16 protein-coding genes are annotated in these 21222 nt (G+C 71.7%); 7 read left to right on the top strand and 9 right to left on the bottom strand.

Annotation, left to right across the window (positions count from 1 at the left end; genetic code table 11):
- The 4 genes from M4J07_RS18275 to M4J07_RS18260 form a co-directional block, all read right to left on the bottom strand.
- The coding region (locus M4J07_RS18275) for a DUF4142 domain-containing protein (RefSeq protein ID WP_255973186.1) at positions 1-605 on the bottom strand (605 nt) is incomplete at its 3' end.
- Positions 606-648: 43 nt separating this feature from the next.
- Positions 649-1548 (bottom strand): cytochrome c biogenesis CcdA family protein, encoded by a 900-nt coding sequence (locus M4J07_RS18270; protein ID WP_255973184.1) that lies wholly within the window; start codon positions 1546-1548, stop codon positions 649-651.
- Positions 1545-2315: a DsbA family protein gene (locus M4J07_RS18265; RefSeq protein WP_255973183.1), complete on the bottom strand. Its 771-nt coding sequence runs from the start codon at positions 2313-2315 to the stop codon at positions 1545-1547. Before M4J07_RS18265 ends, M4J07_RS18270 begins: the two co-directional genes overlap by 4 nt.
- Positions 2316-2374: 59 nt before the next feature.
- Positions 2375-2764: a hypothetical protein gene (locus M4J07_RS18260; RefSeq protein WP_255973181.1), complete on the bottom strand. Its 390-nt coding sequence runs from the start codon at positions 2762-2764 to the stop codon at positions 2375-2377.
- A gap of 117 nt (positions 2765-2881) precedes the next feature.
- On the opposite strand from M4J07_RS18260, the gene M4J07_RS18255 reads away from it, so the two are divergent.
- Positions 2882-3439 (top strand): HD domain-containing protein, encoded by a 558-nt coding sequence (locus M4J07_RS18255; RefSeq protein ID WP_255973180.1) that lies wholly within the window; start codon positions 2882-2884, stop codon positions 3437-3439.
- Between the two features lie 318 nt (positions 3440-3757).
- Complete coding sequence (locus M4J07_RS18250; protein ID WP_255973178.1) at positions 3758-4579, top strand: SDR family oxidoreductase; 822 nt, start codon at positions 3758-3760, stop codon at positions 4577-4579.
- Here the strand turns inward: M4J07_RS18250 and M4J07_RS18245 are convergent.
- Positions 4558-6057: an SDR family NAD(P)-dependent oxidoreductase gene (locus tag M4J07_RS18245; RefSeq protein ID WP_255973176.1), complete on the bottom strand. Its 1500-nt coding sequence runs from the start codon at positions 6055-6057 to the stop codon at positions 4558-4560. The two genes, M4J07_RS18250 and M4J07_RS18245, sit on opposite strands and share 22 nt — an antisense overlap.
- Positions 6058-6237: 180 nt before the next feature.
- Between M4J07_RS18245 and M4J07_RS18240 the strand changes: the two genes are divergently transcribed.
- Positions 6238-7020, top strand: a complete 783-nt coding sequence (locus tag M4J07_RS18240) for an NAD(P)-binding domain-containing protein (RefSeq protein ID WP_255973174.1) — start codon at positions 6238-6240, stop codon at positions 7018-7020.
- A 200-nt stretch (positions 7021-7220) separates the two neighbouring features.
- On the opposite strand, the gene M4J07_RS18235 is transcribed toward M4J07_RS18240, so the two are convergent.
- The 4 genes from M4J07_RS18235 to M4J07_RS18220 all read right to left on the bottom strand — a co-directional run bounded on the left by M4J07_RS18235 (position 7221) and on the right by M4J07_RS18220 (position 16252).
- A complete protein-coding gene (locus M4J07_RS18235) occupies positions 7221-8588 on the bottom strand; it encodes a wax ester/triacylglycerol synthase family O-acyltransferase (RefSeq protein ID WP_255973172.1) in 1368 nt (455 codons plus the stop codon).
- A gap of 156 nt (positions 8589-8744) precedes the next feature.
- The gene (locus M4J07_RS18230) at positions 8745-11081 is read right to left on the bottom strand and encodes a GH92 family glycosyl hydrolase (protein WP_255973170.1); all 2337 of its coding nucleotides are present in this window, start codon (positions 11079-11081) and stop codon (positions 8745-8747) included.
- Positions 11082-11160: 79 nt separating this feature from the next.
- Positions 11161-13578 (bottom strand): beta-L-arabinofuranosidase domain-containing protein, encoded by a 2418-nt coding sequence (locus M4J07_RS18225; RefSeq protein WP_255973168.1) that lies wholly within the window; start codon positions 13576-13578, stop codon positions 11161-11163.
- Between the two features lie 61 nt (positions 13579-13639).
- Positions 13640-16252, bottom strand: coding sequence for a PA14 domain-containing protein (locus M4J07_RS18220; RefSeq protein ID WP_255973167.1), 2613 nt, complete (start codon positions 16250-16252; stop codon positions 13640-13642).
- A 181-nt stretch (positions 16253-16433) separates the two neighbouring features.
- Between M4J07_RS18220 and M4J07_RS18215 the strand changes: the two genes are divergently transcribed.
- From M4J07_RS18215 to M4J07_RS18200, 4 genes are all read left to right on the top strand, one after another.
- Positions 16434-17447, top strand: a complete 1014-nt coding sequence (locus M4J07_RS18215; protein ID WP_255973165.1) for a LacI family DNA-binding transcriptional regulator — start codon at positions 16434-16436, stop codon at positions 17445-17447.
- A 192-nt stretch (positions 17448-17639) separates the two neighbouring features.
- The gene (locus M4J07_RS18210; RefSeq protein ID WP_255973163.1) at positions 17640-18740 is read left to right on the top strand and encodes an ABC transporter substrate-binding protein; all 1101 of its coding nucleotides are present in this window, start codon (positions 17640-17642) and stop codon (positions 18738-18740) included.
- Positions 18740-20266 (top strand): sugar ABC transporter ATP-binding protein, encoded by a 1527-nt coding sequence (locus tag M4J07_RS18205; protein WP_255973161.1) that lies wholly within the window; start codon positions 18740-18742, stop codon positions 20264-20266. Before M4J07_RS18210 ends, M4J07_RS18205 begins: the two co-directional genes overlap by 1 nt.
- Positions 20259-21221, top strand: a complete 963-nt coding sequence (locus tag M4J07_RS18200; RefSeq protein ID WP_255973159.1) for an ABC transporter permease — start codon at positions 20259-20261, stop codon at positions 21219-21221. The genes M4J07_RS18205 and M4J07_RS18200 overlap by 8 nt, the downstream gene beginning before the upstream one ends.
- The last annotated feature ends 1 nt before the right edge of the window (position 21222 follow it).

The following is a 21222-nucleotide window of genomic DNA, read 5'->3' as shown; positions in this document are numbered from 1 at the left end:
GCCGCCTCGTCGGCGATCGCGTCGAAGTCCACGTCACCGGTGCCCTCCAGCATGGTGATGTGGTCGAGCACCGTCTGGTTGGCGTCGGTGGCCAGGGTCCGAACGAGCGTGTTGCGGGTGGTGTGCCGGACCTGGGCGATGAGCGCGAACACCTTTCCGTGCGAGTCCCGCAGCAGATTGGCGAACTTCCGCTCGTAGTCCTTGCCGCTCGCCGCCGACAGCTCGTCGAGCCAGCCCTGCTGCTGCGGGTTCGGCTGGTTGGGGAGTTCCACGCCGAGCTGCCCGGCCACCGAGCGCACCCGCTGGTCGAGGTCGGTGTGGCCGACGACGAGGTGGTCGCCGGCGTCCCTGATCGCCTGGGTGGGGGCGCGCTCCATGGCCTGCTGGCCCGCCGGTATCTCCCACAGCCCGGCGAGCCTGACCTTGACGATGAAGTCCCGGTCGGTCGCCGACAGCGGGCCCCACCGGGTGGCCACGGTGGCGGCGTTCAGGTTCGCCTGGCCGGTTCCCGACCGGTCCGCGTACGACCAGATCGGGAAGGCCAGGGCGCCGAGGGTGGCGACCAGGGCGGCGAGGATGAGGGCGGTGCCGTTGACGCGACGCAAGCAGTCCTCCCGGTGACCGACGTCGACTCGCCGGTACGGCGAGCTACTTGGTGGTACGGGAAGATACGGGCGCGGCGGGTGTCGTGTTCAGCTCCTCGCGGGGTTCGCCGTCCTCCGTCACGTTCCGTGTCCGGCCGCGACGGACGCGGACCGCGAACACCCCGCCCACGACGGCGACGGCCAGGGCGAGCAGCGCCACGTCCGGCACCCGGTCGCCGACGCCCCGAGCCCACTGCTCGACGGCGAACGAGTCGTCGACGTCGAGCAGTCCGGGCAGCGCCGTCGTCCCGTCGAAGACCAGGAACAGGGTGCCGAGCGCGATGAAGAAGAGCCCGGAGGCGAGGGTCGTCGTGTGCGCCTCGAACCGGCCGATCCGCACCGGCCGCCCGCGCAGCCACCGCCGCCCGCCGAGGTCGAAGCGCTCCCAGAGCAGGGCGAGCAGGAACAGCGGTACCGCCATGCCCAGCGCGTAGACGGCGAGCAGCGCCCCGCCGTACACGGGGTGCCCGCCGAGCGCGGCGACGGTCAGGACGCTGCCGAGGATCGGTCCCGCGCAGAATCCGGCGAGACCGTAGACGGCACCGAGCGCGTACACGGAGACGGCGTTGGTGGGCCTGATCCGCCCGGACAGCTCGGTCATCCGGCGCGAGGCGAAGCCCCGGCCCGCGATCTGCAGCACGCCGAGCGCGATGATCAGCCAGCCGCCGACGGCGACCAGCAGGTCCCGGTTGCCGTAGAAGAAGCGGCCCGCGTACGAGCCGGCGGCGCCGAGCGGGACCAGGGTGGTGGCGAGCCCCAGGTAGAAGATGCCGGTGCGGGCGACGAGCCGGGTCGGGCTGTCGACGGAGTACGCGAAGAAGGCGGGCAGCAGCAGGGCGCTGCACGGGCTGAGCAGCGCGAGCAGGCCGCCGAGGAACGCCGCGAGGTAGCCGATGTCGCTCACCGTGCGGCCTGCGCCTTCGCCGTCTCGACCGCCTGCTCGAAGGTGGCCGCGGGCTGGGCGCCCGCGATGGGCTGTCCGTTGACGAGGAAGGAGGGCGTGGACGTGGCGCCCAGGCGGTACGCCTCGTCCCGGTCCTTGCCGACGGCCGCGTGTGCCGCCGAACCGTCGCGGTCGGTGCGGAACCGGTCGAGGTCCTTCACCCCGGCCTCCCGGGCCAGGGCGTCCAGCCGCGCGGCGCCGAAGCCCTTCTCCTTGGCGCCCTCGGCGTAGGCCGCCGCGTGGAACTGCCAGAAGCGGCCCTGCTGCCCGGCCGCCCAGGAGGCGCGCGCGGCGGCCTCGGACTCGGCGCCGAAGATCGGGAAGTTGCGCCATTCGATGCGCAGGGTGCCGTCGTCGACGTACTTCTTCACGAGGGCGGGTTCGGTGTCGCGGGCGAACTTGCCGCAGTAGCCGCACTTGAAGTCGGCGTACTCGATGAGGACCACGGGCGCGTCCGCGCGGCCCTGCGCGAGGGCGTCGTCGGCGTCCCGGCGGGCGAGCTTCACGAGCTCGGCGGTGGCGTCGTCGAGCTGCTGCCCGGAGTCGCCCTCCTCGGTGACCACGGAGGTACGGGGCTCGGGCCGGGTCGCCGTGTACGAGACGGTGCCGAGGAGCGCGGCGGCCACGGCGACGGCGGCGCAGATGACGAGCGGACGGCGCTTGCCGGGGGTGTTCTTGCCGGGGGTGTTCCTACCGGTGGTGTTGTCGGGAGTGGTGTTTTCGGGCATGGCGAAGTCGTCCTTGCGTGCGGCGGTACGGGTGATGACGCGGGGTGAGTGGGCGTCATCTACACGCGCAGGACGGACAGTTCGACCGGTGAGGGCGGGTCGTGCGGCGGCGGGCCGCGGCCTGCCGGGGTCGGCGGGACGGTGCCGTCGAACGTGGCGTCGGCGCCGAGCCCGTGCTCGTGCACGAGCGGCGCGAGGAGTTCGTGGGCGGACGTGCCGCGCGAGGGCACGCCCTGCCGGCCGTCCGGGGCGTGCCGCTGCTCGGGGTCGCAGCCGGGTGTCGCGGGCGCGACCCGGGCGACCGCGCGGGCGTCGGCCTGCGGGGCGGTCGCCGCGCACGCCGGGACGCCGAGCACGGAGACGAGCAGCGCCATCAGCAGCGCACCCCACAGGACGCGCGCGCCCGGCGCGGCGGGGCGCGTCCGGGTGCGGTGGGTCGGGCGGGGCATGCGGGCAATTCTGCACCACACGAGGGAAGGAGCGTTAACGTCCCGTTGACCGGTCCGTCAGGTCCTCATGGTCTGCTTCCGGACAGGCAGCGGAGGATCTTCGGGAGGAGTCCGTCCATGGAACGCGTCGAGCTGTGCACCGTCGAGGAGTTGATGGCCGCGCTGTACGCCTGCCGGGGCGCGTGGGACACCCCCGACCGCAGCGGTGACCCCGTCGACCTGCACGACCACGCGCTGCAGACGGCGGCGCTGCTGCGCCGTTCCCGGCCCAGCGACAAGGAGTTGCAGGTCGCGGGTCTGGTGCACGACCTCGGGCACCTGCTGAGCCCGGGCGACGACGCGGGGCACGCGGACCGGGCGGCGGAGGCGGTGCGCGGGCTGCTCGGTGAGCGGGTGGCGCGGCTGGTGCGGCTGCACGTGCCGGCCAAGCGGTACCTCGCGGCCGTCGAGCCGGGCCGTGGTCTGTCCGCGCAGAGTTCCCTGACGCTCGGTGCGCAGGGTGGTCCGATGACGGCGCGCGAGGTGGCGTCGTTCGAGGCGGATCCGCTGGCGGAGGACGCGGTGACGCTGCGGCAGGCGGACGACGCGGGCAAGGTGGTCGGGCTCGATGCCGGGTCGATGGAGGACTGGCGGGCCGTGGTCGAGCTGGTGGCGCAAGGGGTGCCGGTGCGCTGAGCGGCGCTGCCGCGAAGGTTGTTGCCGCGAAGGTTGTTGCCGGGGTGCGGGCCGGTGGGGGCCGGTCGCGCAGTTCCCCGCGCCCCTGAAGGCGTGCGCCGGCGCACAGCCTTCCCCGCCGGGGAGATGCCATCCGACGGGTGAGCGTCTCAGGGGCGCGGGGCTGTGTCATCAGCGGCTCCGCCGCGGGGCGCGACCAGCCCCCACCGGCCCGCACACGACGACCCCCCATCGACACACCTGGCGCACCAACCGTCCACGACCACCCCACCCACTGACCCGTCGTCACGCCCACCCGCCCCGTGAGAACGTACGCGCATGAATGCGGAGCGCGTGCTCGGCGGTCGGGTGGCCGTCGTGACCGGGGCCTCACGCGGCATCGGCCGCGCGATCGCCGAGGAACTGGCCCGCGCGGGCGCCGACCTGTGCGTGACGGCACGCCACACCCAGGGCCTCGCGGAGACGGTCACCGCCCTGCGCGCGCTCGGCGCGAACGCGGTGGGCGTGGCCGGGTCCGTCGCCGACCCGGCCCATCTGTGGGAGGTGACGGAGCGGACCATGGCCGAGCTCGGCCGGGTCGACGTCGTGGTGAACAACGCGGCGACGAACCAGCCGTACGGCCCGCTCATGGACGCCGACCCCGAGGCGTGGCGCACCGCGTTCGCCGTGAACGTGGAGGCGCCGCTGCGCCTGGTGCAGTGCGCGTGGCGGGCGTGGATGAGCGAGCACGGCGGCGCCGTCGTCAACGTGTGCACGGAGGGCGCCGCACACGTCGGCCCGCACGTCGGCGCGTACGGCACGAGCAAGGCGGCGCTGCTGCACCTGACGGCTCAACTGGCCGGGGAACTGGGCCCGTTGGTGCGGGTCAACTCGGTGTCCCCCGGTCTCGTACGCACCGAGATGGCCCGCTTCGTGTGGGAGACCGCGGAGGAGACGGTGGCGGCGGGGCTGCCCGCGGGCCGGATCGGGGAGCCGGCGGACGTGGCGCGGGCGGTGCGCTGGCTGGTGTCGGACGAGGCGTCCTGGATCACCGGCGCGGACCTGCTGGTGGACGGCGGCACCCGGGTGCGCGCCGCCTCACCGGCCGGCGACGCGCACGCCGTGCAGCGGCAGCTGCGTCACCACTTCCCGGGTTCGTAGTCCTTCAGGAAGACGCCGTACACGTCGTCGCCGGACTCGCCGCGGACGACCGGGTCGTAGACGCGCGCGGCGCCGTCGATCAGGTCGAGCGGGGCGTGGAAACCCTCCTCGGCGAGGCGCAGCTTGTCGTAGTGCGGGCGCTCGTCGGTGATCCAGCCGGTGTCGACGGACGTCATGAGGATGCCGTCGGACTGGAACATCTCCTGGGCGCTGGTCCGCGTCACCATGTTCATCGCGGCCTTGGCGGCGTTCGTGTTCGGGTGGCCCGCGCCCTTGTAGCCGCGGCCGAAGACGCCCTCCATCGCCGAGACGTTCACGACGTACGCGCGACCGCTGCCCGCCTTCTTCGCGGCCTCGGCCATCGCCGGGCGCAGGGCGCTGATCAGGATGAACGGCGACGTGTAGTTGCACAGCTGGGTCTCGAGCAGCTCCACCGGGGAGATCTGGTCGATGGTCTGCACCCAGGTGTTGGTGTCGACGACGTCCGGGACGAGGCCGCCCGCGTCGATGGCGGTGCCGTCGAGGTGCCGCTCGATGCTGGCGTTGCCCGCGACGAGCGCGAGGTCGGCGACCTGCTGCGCGTCGATGCCGCTGGTGCCGATGGGCAGGGCGGCGATGCCGTCGACCGCGCCCGAGTTGAACGCGCCGATCACGGAGTGGGCGGGCAGTTCACCGGCGGGCAGCGGCGCGCTCTCGCCGTCGACCAGGGCGGCGTAGGCGGAGGGCAGCCGGCGCACGGTCTGCGTCGCGTTGTTGATCAGGATGTCCAGCGGTCCCGCCGCGGTCAGCTGCTCGGCGAGGGCCACGGACTGCGCGGGGTCGCGCAGGTCGATGCCGACGACCTCCAGGCGGTGGATCCAGTCGGCGGAGTCCTCCATCGCCTTGAAGCGGCGGATGGCGTCCTTCGGGAACCGGGTGGTGATCGTCGTGTGGGCGCCGTCGCGCAGCAGCCGCAGCGCGATGTACATGCCGATCTTGGCGCGGCCGCCGGTGAGCAGGGCGCGCTTGCCGGTGAGGTCGGCGCGGGCGTCCCGCTTCTCCCGGTTGAGGCGGGCGCAGTCGGGACAGAGCTGGTGGTAGAAGTAGTCGACCTCCACGTACCGGGTCTTGCAGGTGTAGCAGGAGCGCGGGCGCTGGAGTATCCCCGCGATCCGGCCCTCCTCGGTGATCGACGACGGCAGGATGCCCTCGGTCTCGTCGTCGATGCGCTGCGCCGAGCCGGTCGCGGTCGCCTCGGTGACGGCCTTGTCGTGGGCGGTCTTGGCGGCCCGGCGCTCCTGGCGGCGGCGCTGCTTCACGGTCCGGTAGATGCCGGCGGTGGCGCGCCGCACGGTGATCGCGTCGGGGTGGTCGACGTCCAGCGTGTCCAGCTCGTCGAGGACGGCGAGGCAGACGGCGAGGCGCTCGGGATCGATGCCGGGACCGTACGCGATCTCGTCGCCGGGCCCGGGGGCCTCGTGGTTCTCTGTCACCGTCATCGCTGTTGCCGTTCCTCGGGTCACCCGCGTCGCGCGCGAACCGCGCTCGCTTTCGAATGCGGAATTTTACGGAGCGGCGGGCCCTGTCTCCAAACTCGTTCCGCGGCGGCGAATCTACGTTGTAGGTTTGGCGGGGTCGGGACGGCGTGCGCGCAGCACCAGGACGACCGGGGAGAGACCGTGGACCGCATAGGAATCATCGGCGTGGGCGAGCTCGGCCGGGCCCTGGTGACCGGCTGGTGCGAGGGGGTCGCCGACCCGCCGCCGATCACGCTCTCGCCGCGGGGCGCCCGGGCCGCCGCCGAGCTCGCCGGGCGGTATCCGGGCGTGCGGGTCGGCGCCGGCAACCAGGAGGTGGTGGACCGCAGCGATCTGGTGGTCCTCGCCGTTCGCCCGCAGGACCGCGCGCAGGCCCTGGCCGGGTTGCGGATCAGGGACGATCAGGTCGTCCTCAGCGTCATGGCCGGGGTCACCGTCGACGAGGTGCGCGGACTGCTCGGTACGGCAGTGCCCGTGGTGCGGGCCATCCCGCTGCCCGCCGTGCGCGAGCGCCGCTCGGTCACCGTGACCTGCCCGGCGCACCCGGCCGTGGACGCCCTCTTCGACCGGCTCGGCGGGGCGCTGCCCGTCGCGGACGAGGCGACGCTCGACGTCTTCCAGACGCTGACGTCCACGCTGACCACGCACTACTGGTACCTGGCGACGCTCACCGCGTGGGCGGCCGGGCAGGGCGTCCCCACCGAGGACGCGGACCGGTACGTCCGCGGCCTCTTCCAGGAGGTCGGCCGCACCCTGGGTGACGGCTCGCGGTCCCTGCGGCAGCTCGCGGGCGACCACGAGACGCCGAAGGGCACGAACGAGCGGATCCGCACGACCTGGTTCGACCCCCGCGCCGAGGCCCTGACGGAGGCGCTGGACGCGCTCCGCACGGACCTCGGCCGCCCCGGCGTGGACCCGGGCTAGGGCCTGTCTCCCAGATCCCTCCTGCCCCGCGACGCCTGGCACGCGCTCTCGCCGCACCGGGCGCAAGGCCAAGTACACCCAGTACGAGGCCTTGAGCCCGGCACTCCCCCAGCCTTCGTCCGGGGGGACCCCCTGAGAGCACGCACCAGACGCCGCGGGGCCCGCCCTTCGGGCGGACGGACGGACCTGGGAGACAGGCCCTAGGCGCCACAGGCAGCCAGCAGCTCCTTCACCTCGTCGGTCACCGCGCCCGCCAGGACGTCCAGGTCGGGTACGGCGGCGGCGTCGGCGACGAGCCCGTAGTGCACCCGGCCGCGGTACGTCGAGACGGCCACGGCGAGGGACTGGCCCTGCGCGAGCGGGGCCAGCGGGAAGACCTCGGTGAGCGGGCAGCCGCCGAGCTTCAGGCCGAGGCTGGGCAGCGGCACGCTGGTGACGAGCAGGTCGAACAGCAGGCGGGCGTTCTGGCCGACGAAGGCGCCGCCGAGCCGGTGGCCGAGCGGCGGCACGTGGTCGGCGAGCAGCGCCACCGCACCGGCTCCGCGGCCCGGCCCGTGGTCCTTGCGCCGGTCCATGGTGGCGCGTACGACCCGGAGCCGTTCGAGGGGGTCGCCCTCCCCCACGGGCAGCCGCACCAGGTAGCCGGAGAGCCGGTTGCCCTGCGGGTGGGCGGTGCGCGGGCGGCGGCGGGAGACCGGGACGAGGGCGCGCGGCTCGACGCCCGCGCTGCCGTCGCCGCGCTCGTCGAGCCAGCGGCGTACGGCCCCGGCGACGACGGCGATCAGGACGTCGTTCACCGTGCCGCCCACCGTCTTGCGGATCCGGTGCACGTCGTCCAGGTCGAGTACGACCCCGGCGGTGCGCCGCCGGCCGCTGGCGTCGGCGGTGAGCGCGGGCGAGGTCCGCACGCCCCAGGTGGCCCGCGCCACGGACGCGCCGATCGACAGGGCCTGCGACGCGCCGCCCGCGAGCGCGCGCACGTGGCCGGGGTAGCGCCGCGGGTCGAGGTCGCCGAGCGTGATCTCCCGCATCCCGGGGAACGGCAGCCGCAGTCCGCGGCGCGGGGCCGGCTCGTCCTTCGGTGCGCGTGCCAAGGGCAGGTCGACGGGGTCCATCACGGCCGCCGCGAGGGTCAGGGCGCGCAGGCCGTCGGCGAGGGCGTGGTGGAACTTGAACAGGACGGCGAAGGAAGCGCCGTCCGCCGCGGGCAGCACGTGCGCCTCCCACGGCGGCCGCCGCCGGTCCAGCGGCCGCTCCATCAGGGCGCCCGCGGCCGCGTGGAAGTCGTCCACGGGAGCGGTGAGCCGCACGTGCTCCAGCGGCTCGAAGTCCGTGACGGGCACCCGGGCGGCGCCCCCGACCGGGATCAGCACTCCCGCTATGCGCATCCGCAGCCCGGGCACCCCGGCGGCGCGGGCCGCGAGCAGTTCGTGGGCGTGCTGCGCGGCGCCGGGCGCATCGGCCTCGAAGACCCCCAACGCGCCCAGGTGCATGGGGTGTTCCGCGGTCTCGATGTTCCAGAAGGCAAGGTCGAGTGGTGCGAGCAGGTCCGAGCTCTTGGCGGTCATGGAGTGCTCTCGCGTCGACGACGGGGAGTGGGCAGTCAATCGCCCTCACTCGATTACGGTCAAGTACGATCTCGGCACGCTCAGTTAACAACAGATTAAGACCCGCCCCTCTGGGAGAGGCGGGTCTCGTGGGACGGGTGTGGACTGTCTAGTACGTCACCTCAGGGCGGGCGGCGCCGCGTCGGCACCGGTCCCCCACGCCGACGGCGTACTGCCCACCTCGAAGGAGAGGTCCCGCAGTCCGCGCAGGTCCTCGGTGGTCAGGTACGTCTTGCCGTACGCGGTCCCGTCCGTCCGGGCGGACTGGATGTAGCGGACCGAGTCCGAGGTGCCCGGCGCCCGCACGGTCAGCTTCCCCTGCGGGTAGTACCGCCGGTCGAGCGTGACGTCGACCCGCTCGAACACCGGCGTCGACAGGCCCCAGGTGTCCGTGCCGGGCTGCACCGGGAAGATCCCGATGGACGACAGGACGTTCCACGCGGACATCGTGCCGAGGTCGTCGTTGCCGGTCATGCCGGTCGGCGCGTCGGTGAACAGGGTCAGCGCGGCGTGCACCACGTCGGTGGTCTTCCACGGCTGTCCGGTCGACAGGTACGTATAGGGCGCGATGAGGTCGGGCTCGTTCTGCGGGTTGTACTTGTCCGCGTTGTAGTAGGCGTACGGGCCGTTGACCCACACCTCGCGGGCGGTCTTCGCCGGGTCCTTCACCAGCTGGTCGTAGGCGAAGAACGAGTCGAGCCGCTGGTTCGCGGCGTCCGTGCCGCCGATCAGGCCGACCATCCCCGGCAGGTCCTGCGGCACGAGCCACTGGTACTGCCAGGACGTGCCCTCGTGGAAGCCCTCGCTCTCGGCGGGGTCGACGGGCCCGGTGAAGGCGCCGGCCGCGTCCCGCGCCCGGAAGAACCCGGTCAAGGCGTCGAAGATCTTCCGGTAGTTCTGGGCCCGCTCGGTGTACCGCTTCGCGTCGTCCGCGTGCCCGAGCTCCTTCGCCATCTGTCCGAGCATGGCGTCGGAGAGCGCGTACTCCAGGGTGGCAGAGGCCCCGTGGTCGTAGTCGGAGTCACCGGGCTTCACGTGCGCGCGGCCCTTGATGTACGGCGCGAAACCGTCGGCCAGGTACTCCTTGTTGGCCTCGCGTCCGACCGGCGCCGAGTCGGCGGGCGGCACGCCGTCCGCGTTCTTCTTCAGGGCGCGGTACGCGTCCTCCTCGTGCCCCTTGAGCAGCCCCTGCTGGTAGGCGTTGGTGAGGAACGGGGTGACGGGGTCGCCGGTCATGATGTTCGTCTCGACCGTGCCGTAGCCCCACTTGGGCAGCCAGCCGCTGTCCTTGTCGATCTGGATCACGGACAGCGCCATGTCCCGCGACTCGCGCGGCGCGAGCAGCGAGAGCAGCTGGGCCTGGGTGCGGTAGGTGTCCCACAGGGACCAGTTCTGGTAGTACGTGAAGCCCTTGGCCCGGTGGACCTTCTGGTCCCAGCCGGTGTAGCGGCCGTCGACGTCGCTGCCGACGTTCGGCGCGAGGAACGACCGGTACAGGGACGAGTAGAAGGTGCGGCGCAGGGTGTCGCCGCCGCCCTGGGCCTTCACGTCGTCGAGGCGGTCCTCCCACGCGGTCTGCGCGGCGTCGCGCACGGCGTCGAAGGAACGCCCGCCCTCCGTACGGAGGTTGAGGGCCGCGCCCTTGGCGTCGACGTAGGAGATCGCCGTGGTCGCCTCGACCGTGCGGTCCTTGCTCGTGTCGAAGCGGACGTAGGCGCCGTTGCGGTCGGCGTCCGCGTCCGACGTCTTCGAGCCGGCGGTGACCGTGTCGCCCTTCCAGGTGCCGGACGTGGTGAAGGGGCGGTCGAACTTCGTGATCGTGTAGACGGTGTACGGCTTGGTGTCCTGGCAGAAGCCGCTGCCGGTGATGGCGGTGCGCACGGTCCGGTTGTCGAGGATCTCGACCTTGGTGTGCAGGCTCTTGTGGAGCGACTGCCCGGCGTTGATGAGGACGTTGGCCTTGTCGGTGGCCGGGAAGGTGTAGCGCTGCACCCCGGTCCGCTTCGTGGCGCTCAGCTCGGCGTCGATCCCGGTCTTCAGGCCGACCTTGTAGTAGCCGGGCGACGCCTTCTCGTCGTCGTGGCTGAACTCTGCCGCGTACGACGCGTAGTCGGTGCTCGTGACGTCACCCGTGGTGGGCAGCACCGGCAGGTCGCCGCCGAGGCCGCAGCCCACGCCCGACAGATGGACGGTGGAGAAGCCGCGGATGTGGTTCTCGGAGTAGTCGTAGCCGGTGTTGTGCCCGGTGTCCGGCGAGAACTGCACCATGCCGAACGGCACGGCGGCGCCGGGATAGGTGTTGCCCTCGTTCTCGGTGCCGATGAACGGGTTGACCAGGTCGGTCAGTCGGCCGTCCGCGCCCGACGCGGCCTGCGCCGCGGGCGCCCCGAGTCCCGTACCGAGCAGGGCGGCGGCCGCGAGCACGCCGAGCGTGCGGCGGGTACGTCTCTTCATCGTGCGCCTCTCATGGTGCGCGTTTCGACAACGTTGTCAGCGTGATGCGCGATCATTCTTCGTCCGTCCCGACAGCCCGTCAAGACTCCAGGCGCCACAGGTGGTCGTCCGTCCCGTTGTCGGCGAACTGCACCACTTGGGCACTGTTGGCGGTGGACATCCCGTCGACGCCGAGCACCTTGCCGCTGTGCTCGTTGCGCAGCAGGAACCAGCCGTCGGACTGCTCGACACGGGTCCACAGCAGGTCGGCGCGTCCGTCGTCCTCGTACTGGACGGCCCGGGCGCTGTCGCTGGTCGAACTGCCTTCCACCGCGAGGAACTTCCCGCTCTGCCCGTTGCGGATGCGCAGGCGTCCGTCGCCGGCGTCGAGCAGCTGCCAGGCGTGGTCGCCCGTCCCCGTGTTGTCGAACTGGACGACGCGCGCGTCGTTCGCGGTGGACATGGAGTCGACGGCGAGGACCTTGCCGCTGTGCTTGTTCTGGATGCGGTGGTACGCCGGTTCGGGCGTCCAGGGGTGTCCGTCGGGGGCGGCCGTGGGGAAGGAGGTGATGCGCAGTCGTGCCGCGCCCATCGGCACGAGCGTCACGGTCTCCACGGCTGCCCGGCTGCGCGCGGGGCTGGGCTGCAGCGGTGCGACGACGTGTTCGTCGTCGGCGATCCACTCGGGGATGCGGCGGGCCTTCGCGGCGAGCGTGACGGGGGTGCCGTCGAGGGTGAACGGGTTGTCGGGCAGCGGTCCCGCACTGCGCCGCAGTGCGGGCGAACTCCCGGGCACCAGCCCGTAGTTCCAGTTCGACGCGGCGTGCACGTCGTACTCGGGGAAGGTGTCGCTGCCGCCGGTCCGCACGTACTTCTCGGCGACCTTGAGCGAGTAGGTGAGCGGCCCGTGGTCGACGCTGACGCTGTCGTGGTTGGCGCTCCAGGTGCGCAGGGTGGTGCGCTGGGGCAGCCGGAGGGTGACCCGGTCGCCGTCCCGCCAGGTGCGCCGGACGGTGGTGAAGGACGGACCCGAACCCGCCTTCACCTGTTGCCCGTTGACGGTGAGGCGCGGTCGGTCGCACCAGCCGGGGACGCGCAGCCGCAGCGGGAAGTCGACGGGCCGGTCGACCTGCACGGTCAGCGTGATCGTCTCGTCGAACGGGTAGTCGGTCTCCTGGCGCACGGTCACGGGCACGCCGTCGGCGCCGACCGTCGCCCGCACCTCGCAGGCGGCGTAGAGCGCGGCGGCGAGTCCGCCGTCGGGGGTGGCGAGCCAGAGTTCCTCGGTGAAGTAGGGCCAGCCCATGCCGTAGTTGTGCGGGCAGCAGCGGTACTGGTCGACGCCCGGCTGGAACGACTGCATGGCGAAGCCGTTCTGGAACTGGCCGTCGGTCTTGCGGGCGTTGTCGAGGTCGACGCCGTTGGCGCTGGTGACGTAGTGGATGCCCTTGCCCTGCGGGTCGAGGGCGGCCGGGAGCATGTTGAAGGCGAGGTCCTCGCAGCGATCGGCCCAGACCGGGTCGCCGGTGATCCGGGTGAGCAGCTCGTGGCTGGCCATGAACTCGACGATGCCGCAGGTCTCGAAGCCCTGGCGCGGATCACCGAATCCGGGCCGGTAGTTCTCGTCGCCCGCGATGCCGCCGCCCGCGAACTGGCCGTATTCGGCGAGGACTTGGTCGTAGGTGCGGTAGGTGGCCCGCACGAGGCCGTCGGCGCCGTCGGCCGCCCACTGAGCGTACTGGGCGGGTTCGCGGAAGCCCTGGGCGATGTTCACGTTGTGCGGGGTGGGCAGGGCGCCGGTCCAGTCGGCGCCGTAGCGGTGCATCTTCTCGACGAGGCTCGTCAGGAACGTGTCGCCGGTGCGCTCGTACAGCCAGCGCGCCGTGTCGATGCCGTCGCCCCAGCGCACCGAGACCCAGCTGGAGTCGAAGGCGCCCTTGCCCTGCGTCTCCATGTACCGCAGGAACCGGGTCAGGAACGGCACGATGCGCTCGTCGTGCGTGTACTCCTCGTACGTGCGCAGGGCCATGAGCAGCGGCAGGAACGGCCAGAAGTCGGGGCCGCCGTTCAGGGAGGTGCGCAGGGCGCGCGGGCCGAAGAAGCCGTCGGGCTCCTGGGTGGCGAGGATCGCGTCGATCCAGCGCTTGCTGGTGGCGAGTGCCGCGCTGTCCCGGGTGGCGACGGCGAGCGGTACGAAACCCCTGAGCCAGTAGGGGAGTTCCTCCCAGCCGCCGAGTTCGGGGTGGGCCCAGCCGCTGGTTTCCATGGCGAGGAAGTGCGAGCGCTCCTCGTAGCGGCCGCAGAGTCCGGCGAGCTGGAGTCTCAACTGTCCGGCGAGCCAGCCGCGGGCGGTGATGCTGCCGGCGGGGAGGCGGGTGAAGGCGTCGGCGGCGGGACCGGCCGCGTCCGCCCGGGCCGGGGTGTCCGCCATGGCCGGGGCGCCGGCCGCGCCGCCGAACGCGGTGGCCGCGGAGACCACCGTCGCGGCCTGCAGCACGCCGCGTCGTGTCACTGTCATGAGCTGTCTCCCACGAGAAGGGGGCGGGCCCGGCGTGCGGGCCCGCCCCGGGGCGTACGGATCAGGAACAGTTCTGCACGGTCGCCTGGGAGGCGTCGCGGATCAGCGCCTGCTGGGCGTCGTGCACGCGCTTCACGTCCGGCTTGACGACCCTGCGGTCGTAGGTGAGCAGGCCGTTCAGCTCACCCTCCACGTCGGAGATCTGCGTGTAGACGGCGCCGTTGCCGCCCTTGCAGGCGAGCTTGTGCACCTCATCCAGCTTGGTGAGGTAGTCGTCCGTGTACGTCGCCGGGTCGACGTCGACGTAGGACTGCTGGACCGACCAGGCGTGGCCGGGCACGGCGAGGCCGAGGCCGCCGTACTCGCCCGCGACCAGGGCCCGTTTGCCGTCGGGGTTCGGCGGCAGGGCCGGGCTCGGATAGCCGTGTTCGTCGAGGATGTCGCCGGTTCCGCCGTCCCGGCCCAGGTTGATGCCGGACATCGAGTTGATCAGGCGGGTCGGGTCCCAGGACTTGGCCTGGTCGGCGAGGCGCGCCTCGTCGTACTGGCCCCAGCCCTCGTTGAGGGTGACCCACATGACGACCGACGGGTGGTTGTAGTGCTGGTCGATCATGATCTTCATCTCGCGCTCGAACTCGGCGCGGGCGGCCGTGGACGGGTTCACCCCGGCCGTCATCGCCGGCATGTCCTGCCAGACGAGCAGGCCCAGCTTGTCGGCCCAGTAGAACCAGCGGTCGGGTTCGACCTTGATGTGCTTGCGGACGGAGTTGAAGCCCATCTGCTTGTGCATCTTCAGGTCGTACGCGAGCGCCTCGTCACTGGGCGCGGTGTGCAGGCCGTCCGGCCAGAAGCCCTGGTCGAGGGTGGCCATCATGAAGGTGGGCTTGCCGTTGAGCACGGTGCGCGGGGTGCCGTCCACCTGCTCGACCTTGATGGAGCGCATCCCGAAGTAGCTGCCGACGCGGTCCGAGCCGACGCTCACCTTGAGGTCGTACAGGTAGGGGTCGTCCGGGGTCCACAGCCGCGGCTTGGCGATCTTCAGGGTGAGCGGTGAGCCGGAGGTGCCGGTGGCGGTGGCCACCTTGCGGTCGCCGGCGTACGCGGTGGCCGTGACCGGGAGTCCGGCGCGGACCCCGGTGGTGTCGACGGCCAGTTGGCCCTTCTCCACATCCGGCGTCAGCTTCAGGTCGGTGACGTGGTCGGCCGCGACGGGCTCCATCCACACCGTCTGCCAGATGCCCGACGACGGGGTGTACCAGATGCCGCTGGGGTCGAGGCGCTGCTTGCCGAGCGGCGGGTTCTCGCCGTTCGCCGCGTCGGTCGGGTCGTAGACGCCGACGATCAGCTCCTGGGTGCGGCCGGGCTTGAGCGCGTCGGTGACGTCCGCGCTGAACTTGTCGTAGCCGCCCTTGTGGTCGGCGACCTTCTTGCCGTTGACGTAGATCTCGGACTTCCAGTCGACGGCACCGAAGTTCAGCTGGAGGCGCTGCCCCTTGCCGACCTTCCAGTTCGCGGGAACCGTGAAGGTACGCCGGTACCACATGCGGTCCTCGTGGCGCTCGATCCCGGAGAGCTGGGACTCGACCGGGTACGGCACGAGGATCTTCTCGCCGAGCTTCTTGCCGACCGGCACCGGATCGCCGTCCTTGGCGGCGGCGAACTCCCAGCTCCCGTTCAGGTTCTGCCAGTTCGAGCGGGTCAGCTGGGGCCGCGGGTACTCGCGGTGGGCGTTGCCCGCGGTGACGTCGTCGCCCCACTTGGTGGTCAGCTGGTGCGTGGAGTGGTTCGGGCCGCTGGACCAGAAGGAGCCGACGGCGGTGCCGTCGCTGCCGGCGAGGCCGCCCTTGCCGTCGTACGTGACGTCGGCCAGGCCGGGTGCGTCGCCGTCCTTGTTGCCGACGACCGGTTCGGCCAGGCCGACGAGCAGGGACCGCGCGTCGTCCGGGTCGGCCTTGACCGTCTTCAGCGGCCACTTGGCGCCGCCGATCACGGCGTTCAGGTGGTCGTTCACATCGCCGGGTATCGTGCCCAGCTTCTGGGCGAAGTCGAGCTTCAGGGTGCGGCCGTCGCCGAGCACGGTGGTGCCGATGGCGCCGTCGTACTTCCAGTCGTCGGGCAGCCGGAACGCCGACGACGGGATCGCCTCCTTCTGCTCACCCGGCTCGGTCCAGCGCAGGTGGAGGTTGGAGCCGCCGTAGTGCTCGAAGTACTCGACCTTGATGTCGACGGCCTTGTCGGCGGTCAGTTCGACGGGCGCGGAGGTCTGCTCCTTGTCCCAGTCGTCGACCCAGTGGTCGATGACCAGCTTGCCGTCGACCCACAGCCGGAATCCGTTGTCCCCGATGAGGGAAAACGTTGTCGAGCCGGTCTTCTCCGGCACGAGTTTCCCGGTCCAGCGGACGCTCGCGTCGTCCGCGCGGCCGGTGGCGGACTGGAGCCGGGACTCCAGGCTGCCGAAGTCGATCCTGGGGTCGAATCCGGTGGCCTTCAACTCGTCGAAGTCGAAGGCTCCCGGGGCGGATTGGGTGTAGTACTCGCCCTTGAGCCCCTGCGGCACGACGGGCTCGTCCGCCGCCGTGGCCTGCGGGGCCACGGTGAGTGCGGTGAGTCCGAGTGCCGTGGTCAGCAGCAGGGCGAGCTGTCTGCCATGGCGTCCGAGGGTGTTGGTGCGCACGGATCCTCCTGTGCTGGAACGCGATGAGGAAGGGTGGCGGCTCGCCGCTCGAGTCGGTACAACTCGTCTGTACAACGTTGGAAGGAACGGCAGTTGGCATGACAGCACGCCTCCCGGCGTGCTGTCCAGGGTCATGACAAGCGCTCCCGAAGCGCGGGGGCACCGAACCGAAGGAGATTCCGTGCGGGTGAGCCTCAAGGATGTCGCGGAGCGCGCGGGCGTCTCGATCAAGACCGTGTCGAATGTCGTGAACAACTACCAGCACGTCACCCCCGCGATGCGCGCCCGGGTCCAGGAGGCCATCGACGAGCTGGGCTACCGGCCGAACTTGACGGCTCGTCACCTGCGCAAAGGCCGTACCGGGATCATCGCGCTCGCCCTGCCCGAGCTGGGCAACCCGTACTTCGCGGAGCTCGCCGGCGCCGTGATCGACGCGGCCGCCGAGCACGACGTCACGGTGCTGCTCGACCACACGCGGGGCGAGCGCGAGCAGGAGATCCTGGTGAGCCAGGGCTTCCGGGCCCGGGTGATCGACGGCCTGATCCTCAGCCCGCTGGAGCTGGAGGCGGACGATCTGCGCGGGCGGGACGACGACGTGCCGCTGGTGCTGCTGGGCGAGCGGGAGTACGACCTGCCCTTCGACCACATCGCGATCGACAACGTCGCCGCGGCCCGCACCGCGGTGCGCCATCTGCTGGGCCGCGGCCGCACCCAGATCGCCTACCTGGGCGAACGCACCGATTCCGCGAACCAGCCGGCCCATCTGCGACTCGCGGGCTGGCGCGCCGAGCTGACGGCGGCGGGGCTGCCCGCGCCCGAGTCACTGGTCGGGGCGACCGGGGGCTGGGACCGCGGGGACGGCGCCGAGGCGATGGCCAGGATGCTGGACTCCGGGGTGCGGCCGGACGCCGTGTTCGCGTACAACGACCTGGTCGCGATCGGTGCGATGCGGGTGCTGCACGAGCGGGGTCTGCGGGTGCCGTGGGACGTGGCGGTGGTCGGTTTCGACGACATCGCGGAGGGCCGGTTCGGGGCGGTCACGCTGACCACGATCTCCCCAGACAAGCAGGCCATCGCGCGGCTCGCGGTGCAGTCGCTGCTGCGCCGGCTGGAGCATCCCGAGGAGCGGGCCGGGCGGGAACTCACGGCGGAATACCGCCTGTTGGAGCGGGAGAGCACGCTCGGCCGACGCTGATCGCAGGACCCCGGAATCCGGCCCGGCCGACCGGGCCGCCGTCGACGAGTCGCTGCGCACCCTCTTTACAGCCTCCTTCCAACGATGTAAAAACCTCCCCTGTACCGCCGATCGACCGGTCGAACGATCTCGAACTCACCCACCCCGTCAGCGCGTTCACGCGCCGGGCCGTGCCGTTTTGGGGACCTCCACATGACGCAGACCGTGCCACACCGCCGTACCGCCAGCCGGGCCCTGCTCGCCGCCGGCCTCGTCGCGAGCCTCGCGCTCGCCACCGGATGTGCCAAGTCCGAGGACGACAACAACGCCTCGGACAAGGGGAGTTCGAGTGCGGCGAACGAGAACGCCGGACAGGAGGTCGCCTCCCCCGACGGCGGCAAGACCTGCGACATCGCCGCCTTCGGAGGCGAGAAGGCCGACCTGAAGAGCGCGACCGTCGGCTTCTCGCAGTCCGAGAAGGAGGCCAACCCGTTCCGGATCGCGGAGACCGCCTCCCTCAAGGCCGAGGCGAAGAAGCGCGGCGTCAAGCTGCTCACCGCGAACGCCCAGTCGCAGTTCTCCAAGCAGATCAGCGACGTCCAGGACCTGATCTCCAAGGGCGCCGACCTGCTGGTCATCGCGCCGCTCAACTCCGACGGCTGGGAGCCGGTGCTGCGCGCGGCCGGCGCCAAGCACATCCCGATCGTCACCGTCGACCGCAAGATCAACGCGACGGCGTGCAAGGACTACGTCTCCTTCATCGGCTCGGACTTCGTGGAGCAGGGCAAGCGTGCCGCGGACCAGATGATCGAGGCGACCGGCGGCAAGGGCACGATCGCGATCCTGCTCGGCGCCGCGGGCAACAACGTGACCACCGAGCGCACCAAGGGCTTCGAGGACCGCATCAAGGAGAAGGCCCCCGACCTGAAGGTCGTCTTCAAGCAGACCGGCGAGTTCGCCCGCGAGAAGGGCCAGCAGGTCACCGAGCAGCTCATCCAGTCCAAGCCGGACATCACCGGGATCTACGCCGAGAACGACGAGATGGGCCTCGGCGCGGTCAACGCCCTGAAGGGCGCGGGCAAGAAGGCCGGCGACGTGAAGATCGTGACGGTCGACGGCACCCGCAACGCGGTGCAGGGCATCGTCGACGGCTGGATCTCCGGCGTCATCGAGTCCAACCCGCGCTTCGGCCCGCTCGCCTTCCAGACCCTGGACTCCTTCACCAAGGGCGACAAGGTCGGCCAGGACATCGTTATCAAGGACAGCGCGTACACGAAGGACAACGCCGAGTCGGACCTCTCCAAGGCGTACTGATGCTGTCGGCGAGCAGTCTGAGCAAGACGTTCCCCGGCGTGCGCGCCCTCGACGGCGTCGACTTCACCGCGCGCGCCGGGGAGGTGCACGCCCTCATCGGGGAGAACGGGGCCGGGAAGTCGACCCTGATCAAGGTGCTCACCGGTGTGTACCAGCCCGACCAGGACGCGGGCGAGCTCAGCTACGACGGTCGACGGGTCAGCTTCTCCACACCTCTTGAGGCGCAGCACGCGGGCATCTCCACCATCTACCAGGAGGTCAATCTCGTCCCCCTGATGAGCGTGGCCCGCAATCTGTTCCTGGGCCGCGAACCGCGCGGGAAGCTGGGCCTGATCGACTTCCGGCGGATGCACCGGGAGGCGGACGCGGCCCTGCGCGAGCTGGGCGTGCGCGTCGACGTGCAGCGCCCGCTGCGCGAACTCGGCGTCGGCGCCCAGCAGATGGTGGCCCTGGCCCGCGCGGTCTCGGTCGACGCGAAGGTCGTCATCATGGACGAGCCGACGTCGTCGCTCGAACCGCGCGAGGTGCGGACCCTGTTCGGCGTGATCCGGATGCTGCGGGAGCGCGGCATCGCGGTCGTCTACGTCAGCCACCGCCTCGACGAGCTGTACGAGGTGTGCGACGTGGTCACCGTGCTGCGCGACGGCAAGGTGGTGCACACCGGGAGCCTCGGCGACCTGGACCGGCTGCGGCTCGTGTCGCTGATGCTGGGCCGCGACATCGGCGACGTACAGGACGAAGGGCTCACCAAGTTCTCCGGCGAGCACGACGCGGCGGCCGAACCGGTGCTGCGGGCGGAGGAGTTGACGGCACGCCACCAGCTGCACGGGGTGTCGCTGGAGGTCCGGCCCGGGGAGGTCGTCGGGCTGGGCGGTCTGCTCGGTTCGGGGCGCAGCGAGACCGCGAAGGCCATCGCGGGGGCGCTGCCCACCGACAGCGGCCGGGTGGTCGTGGCCGGTTCACCGGTGCGGACCGGGTCCACGCCCGCCGCGATCCGGGCCGGGATCAGTCTGCTGCCCGAGGACCGGAAGGCGGAGGGGATCGTGCCGGGCCTGTCGGTGCGGGAGAACATCGCGCTGGCCGCGCTGCCGGGTCTGTCCCGGTTCGGGCTCGTCGACGAGGGCCGGATCGACAAGATCGTGGACACGTTCGTGAAGCGACTCCGCATCAAGGCGTCGGGCCCGCACCAGAAGGTGGGCGAGCTGTCGGGCGGCAACCAGCAGAAGGTGCTGCTCGCGCGCTGGCTCGCGATGAACCCGAAGGTGCTGCTGCTCGACGAGCCGACCCGGGGCATCGACGTCGGCGCCAAGGCCGAGGTCCAGAAGCTCATCGACGAGCTGGCGGACGACGGCCTGGGCGTGCTGCTGATCTCCTCCGACATGGAGGAGCTGATCGAGGGCTCGGACCGGGTCGTCGTCCTCAAGGACGGCGCGGTGGTCGCCGAGCTCACCGGTGACGCGGTCACCGAGGACCGTCTGATGCGCGCGATCGCCGCAACTCCCGCTGGAGGGCCGCCCGTTGAGTGAACTGACCCTGGGCAGGGCCGCCGTCGACCGCGACCGGCTGCTTCGCCTGCTCCAGGACTACGGCGTCTATCTCGGCGTCGCCGTCCTGCTCCTGGTGAACATCGCCTTCACCCCGCACTTCCTGTCCGCCGAAAACTTCCGCACCCAGGCCGTGCAGGTCGCGCCCGTGCTGATCGTGGCGCTCGGCATGGCCCTGGCGATCGGCAGCGAGGGCGTCGACCTGTCGGTCGGCTCGGTGATGGCGCTCGCCACGTCCCTCATCTCCCTCTACCTCGGCTACGGCGCGTGGATCGCGCTGATCGCCGCGCTCGTCGGAGGCGTGCTCGTCGGGGTCGCCAACGGCGCGCTCGTCGCGTTCATCGGGGTCCAGCCCATCGTCGCCACCCTGGCGCTCATGGTGGCCGGCCGCGGACTCGCGCTCGTGCTCCTCCCCCAGCTCAAGGACGTCCGGGACCCGGGCCTGCGCTCCCTGGGCACCGGTGACGTGCTCGGCATCCCGTACCTGGTGCTGATCGCGGCGGCCCTGGCGCTGCTCGTCGCGTTCGTCGTGCGGCGCACCACGTTCGGCCGTCAGCTCCTCGCGATCGGCGACAGCCGCCCGGCCGCCCAGCTGGCGGGGCTTCCGGTGCGCAGGGTCCTCGTCCTCGTGTACGTGCTGTCCGGCGCGCTGGCCGCCGTGGCGGGGGTGCTGGCCACCGCGCGGCTGACCGCGAGCGACCCGACGTCGCTCGGCAATCTGATGGAACTCTCCGCGATCACGGCGGTCGTGGTCGGCGGCACCCCGCTGACCGGTGGCCGGGTGCGGATCGGCGGCACGGTCGCGGGCGCCGTCCTCATCCAGCTGCTCACGGCCACGCTCATCAAGCACGACCTGCCGCCGTCGTGGACGCAGATCGCCCAGGCCGTGGTGATCGTGCTCGCCGTCTACGCGGCCAGGGAACGGGGGAAGCGATGAC

Source organism: Streptomyces longispororuber, assembly GCF_024448165.1.
In the GTDB taxonomy this organism is placed as follows: Bacteria; Actinomycetota; Actinomycetes; order Streptomycetales; family Streptomycetaceae; genus Streptomyces; species Streptomyces longispororuber_A.
The sequence above is the reverse complement of the archived record's forward strand: the minus strand, read 5'-3'. Positions and strand labels throughout refer to the sequence as shown.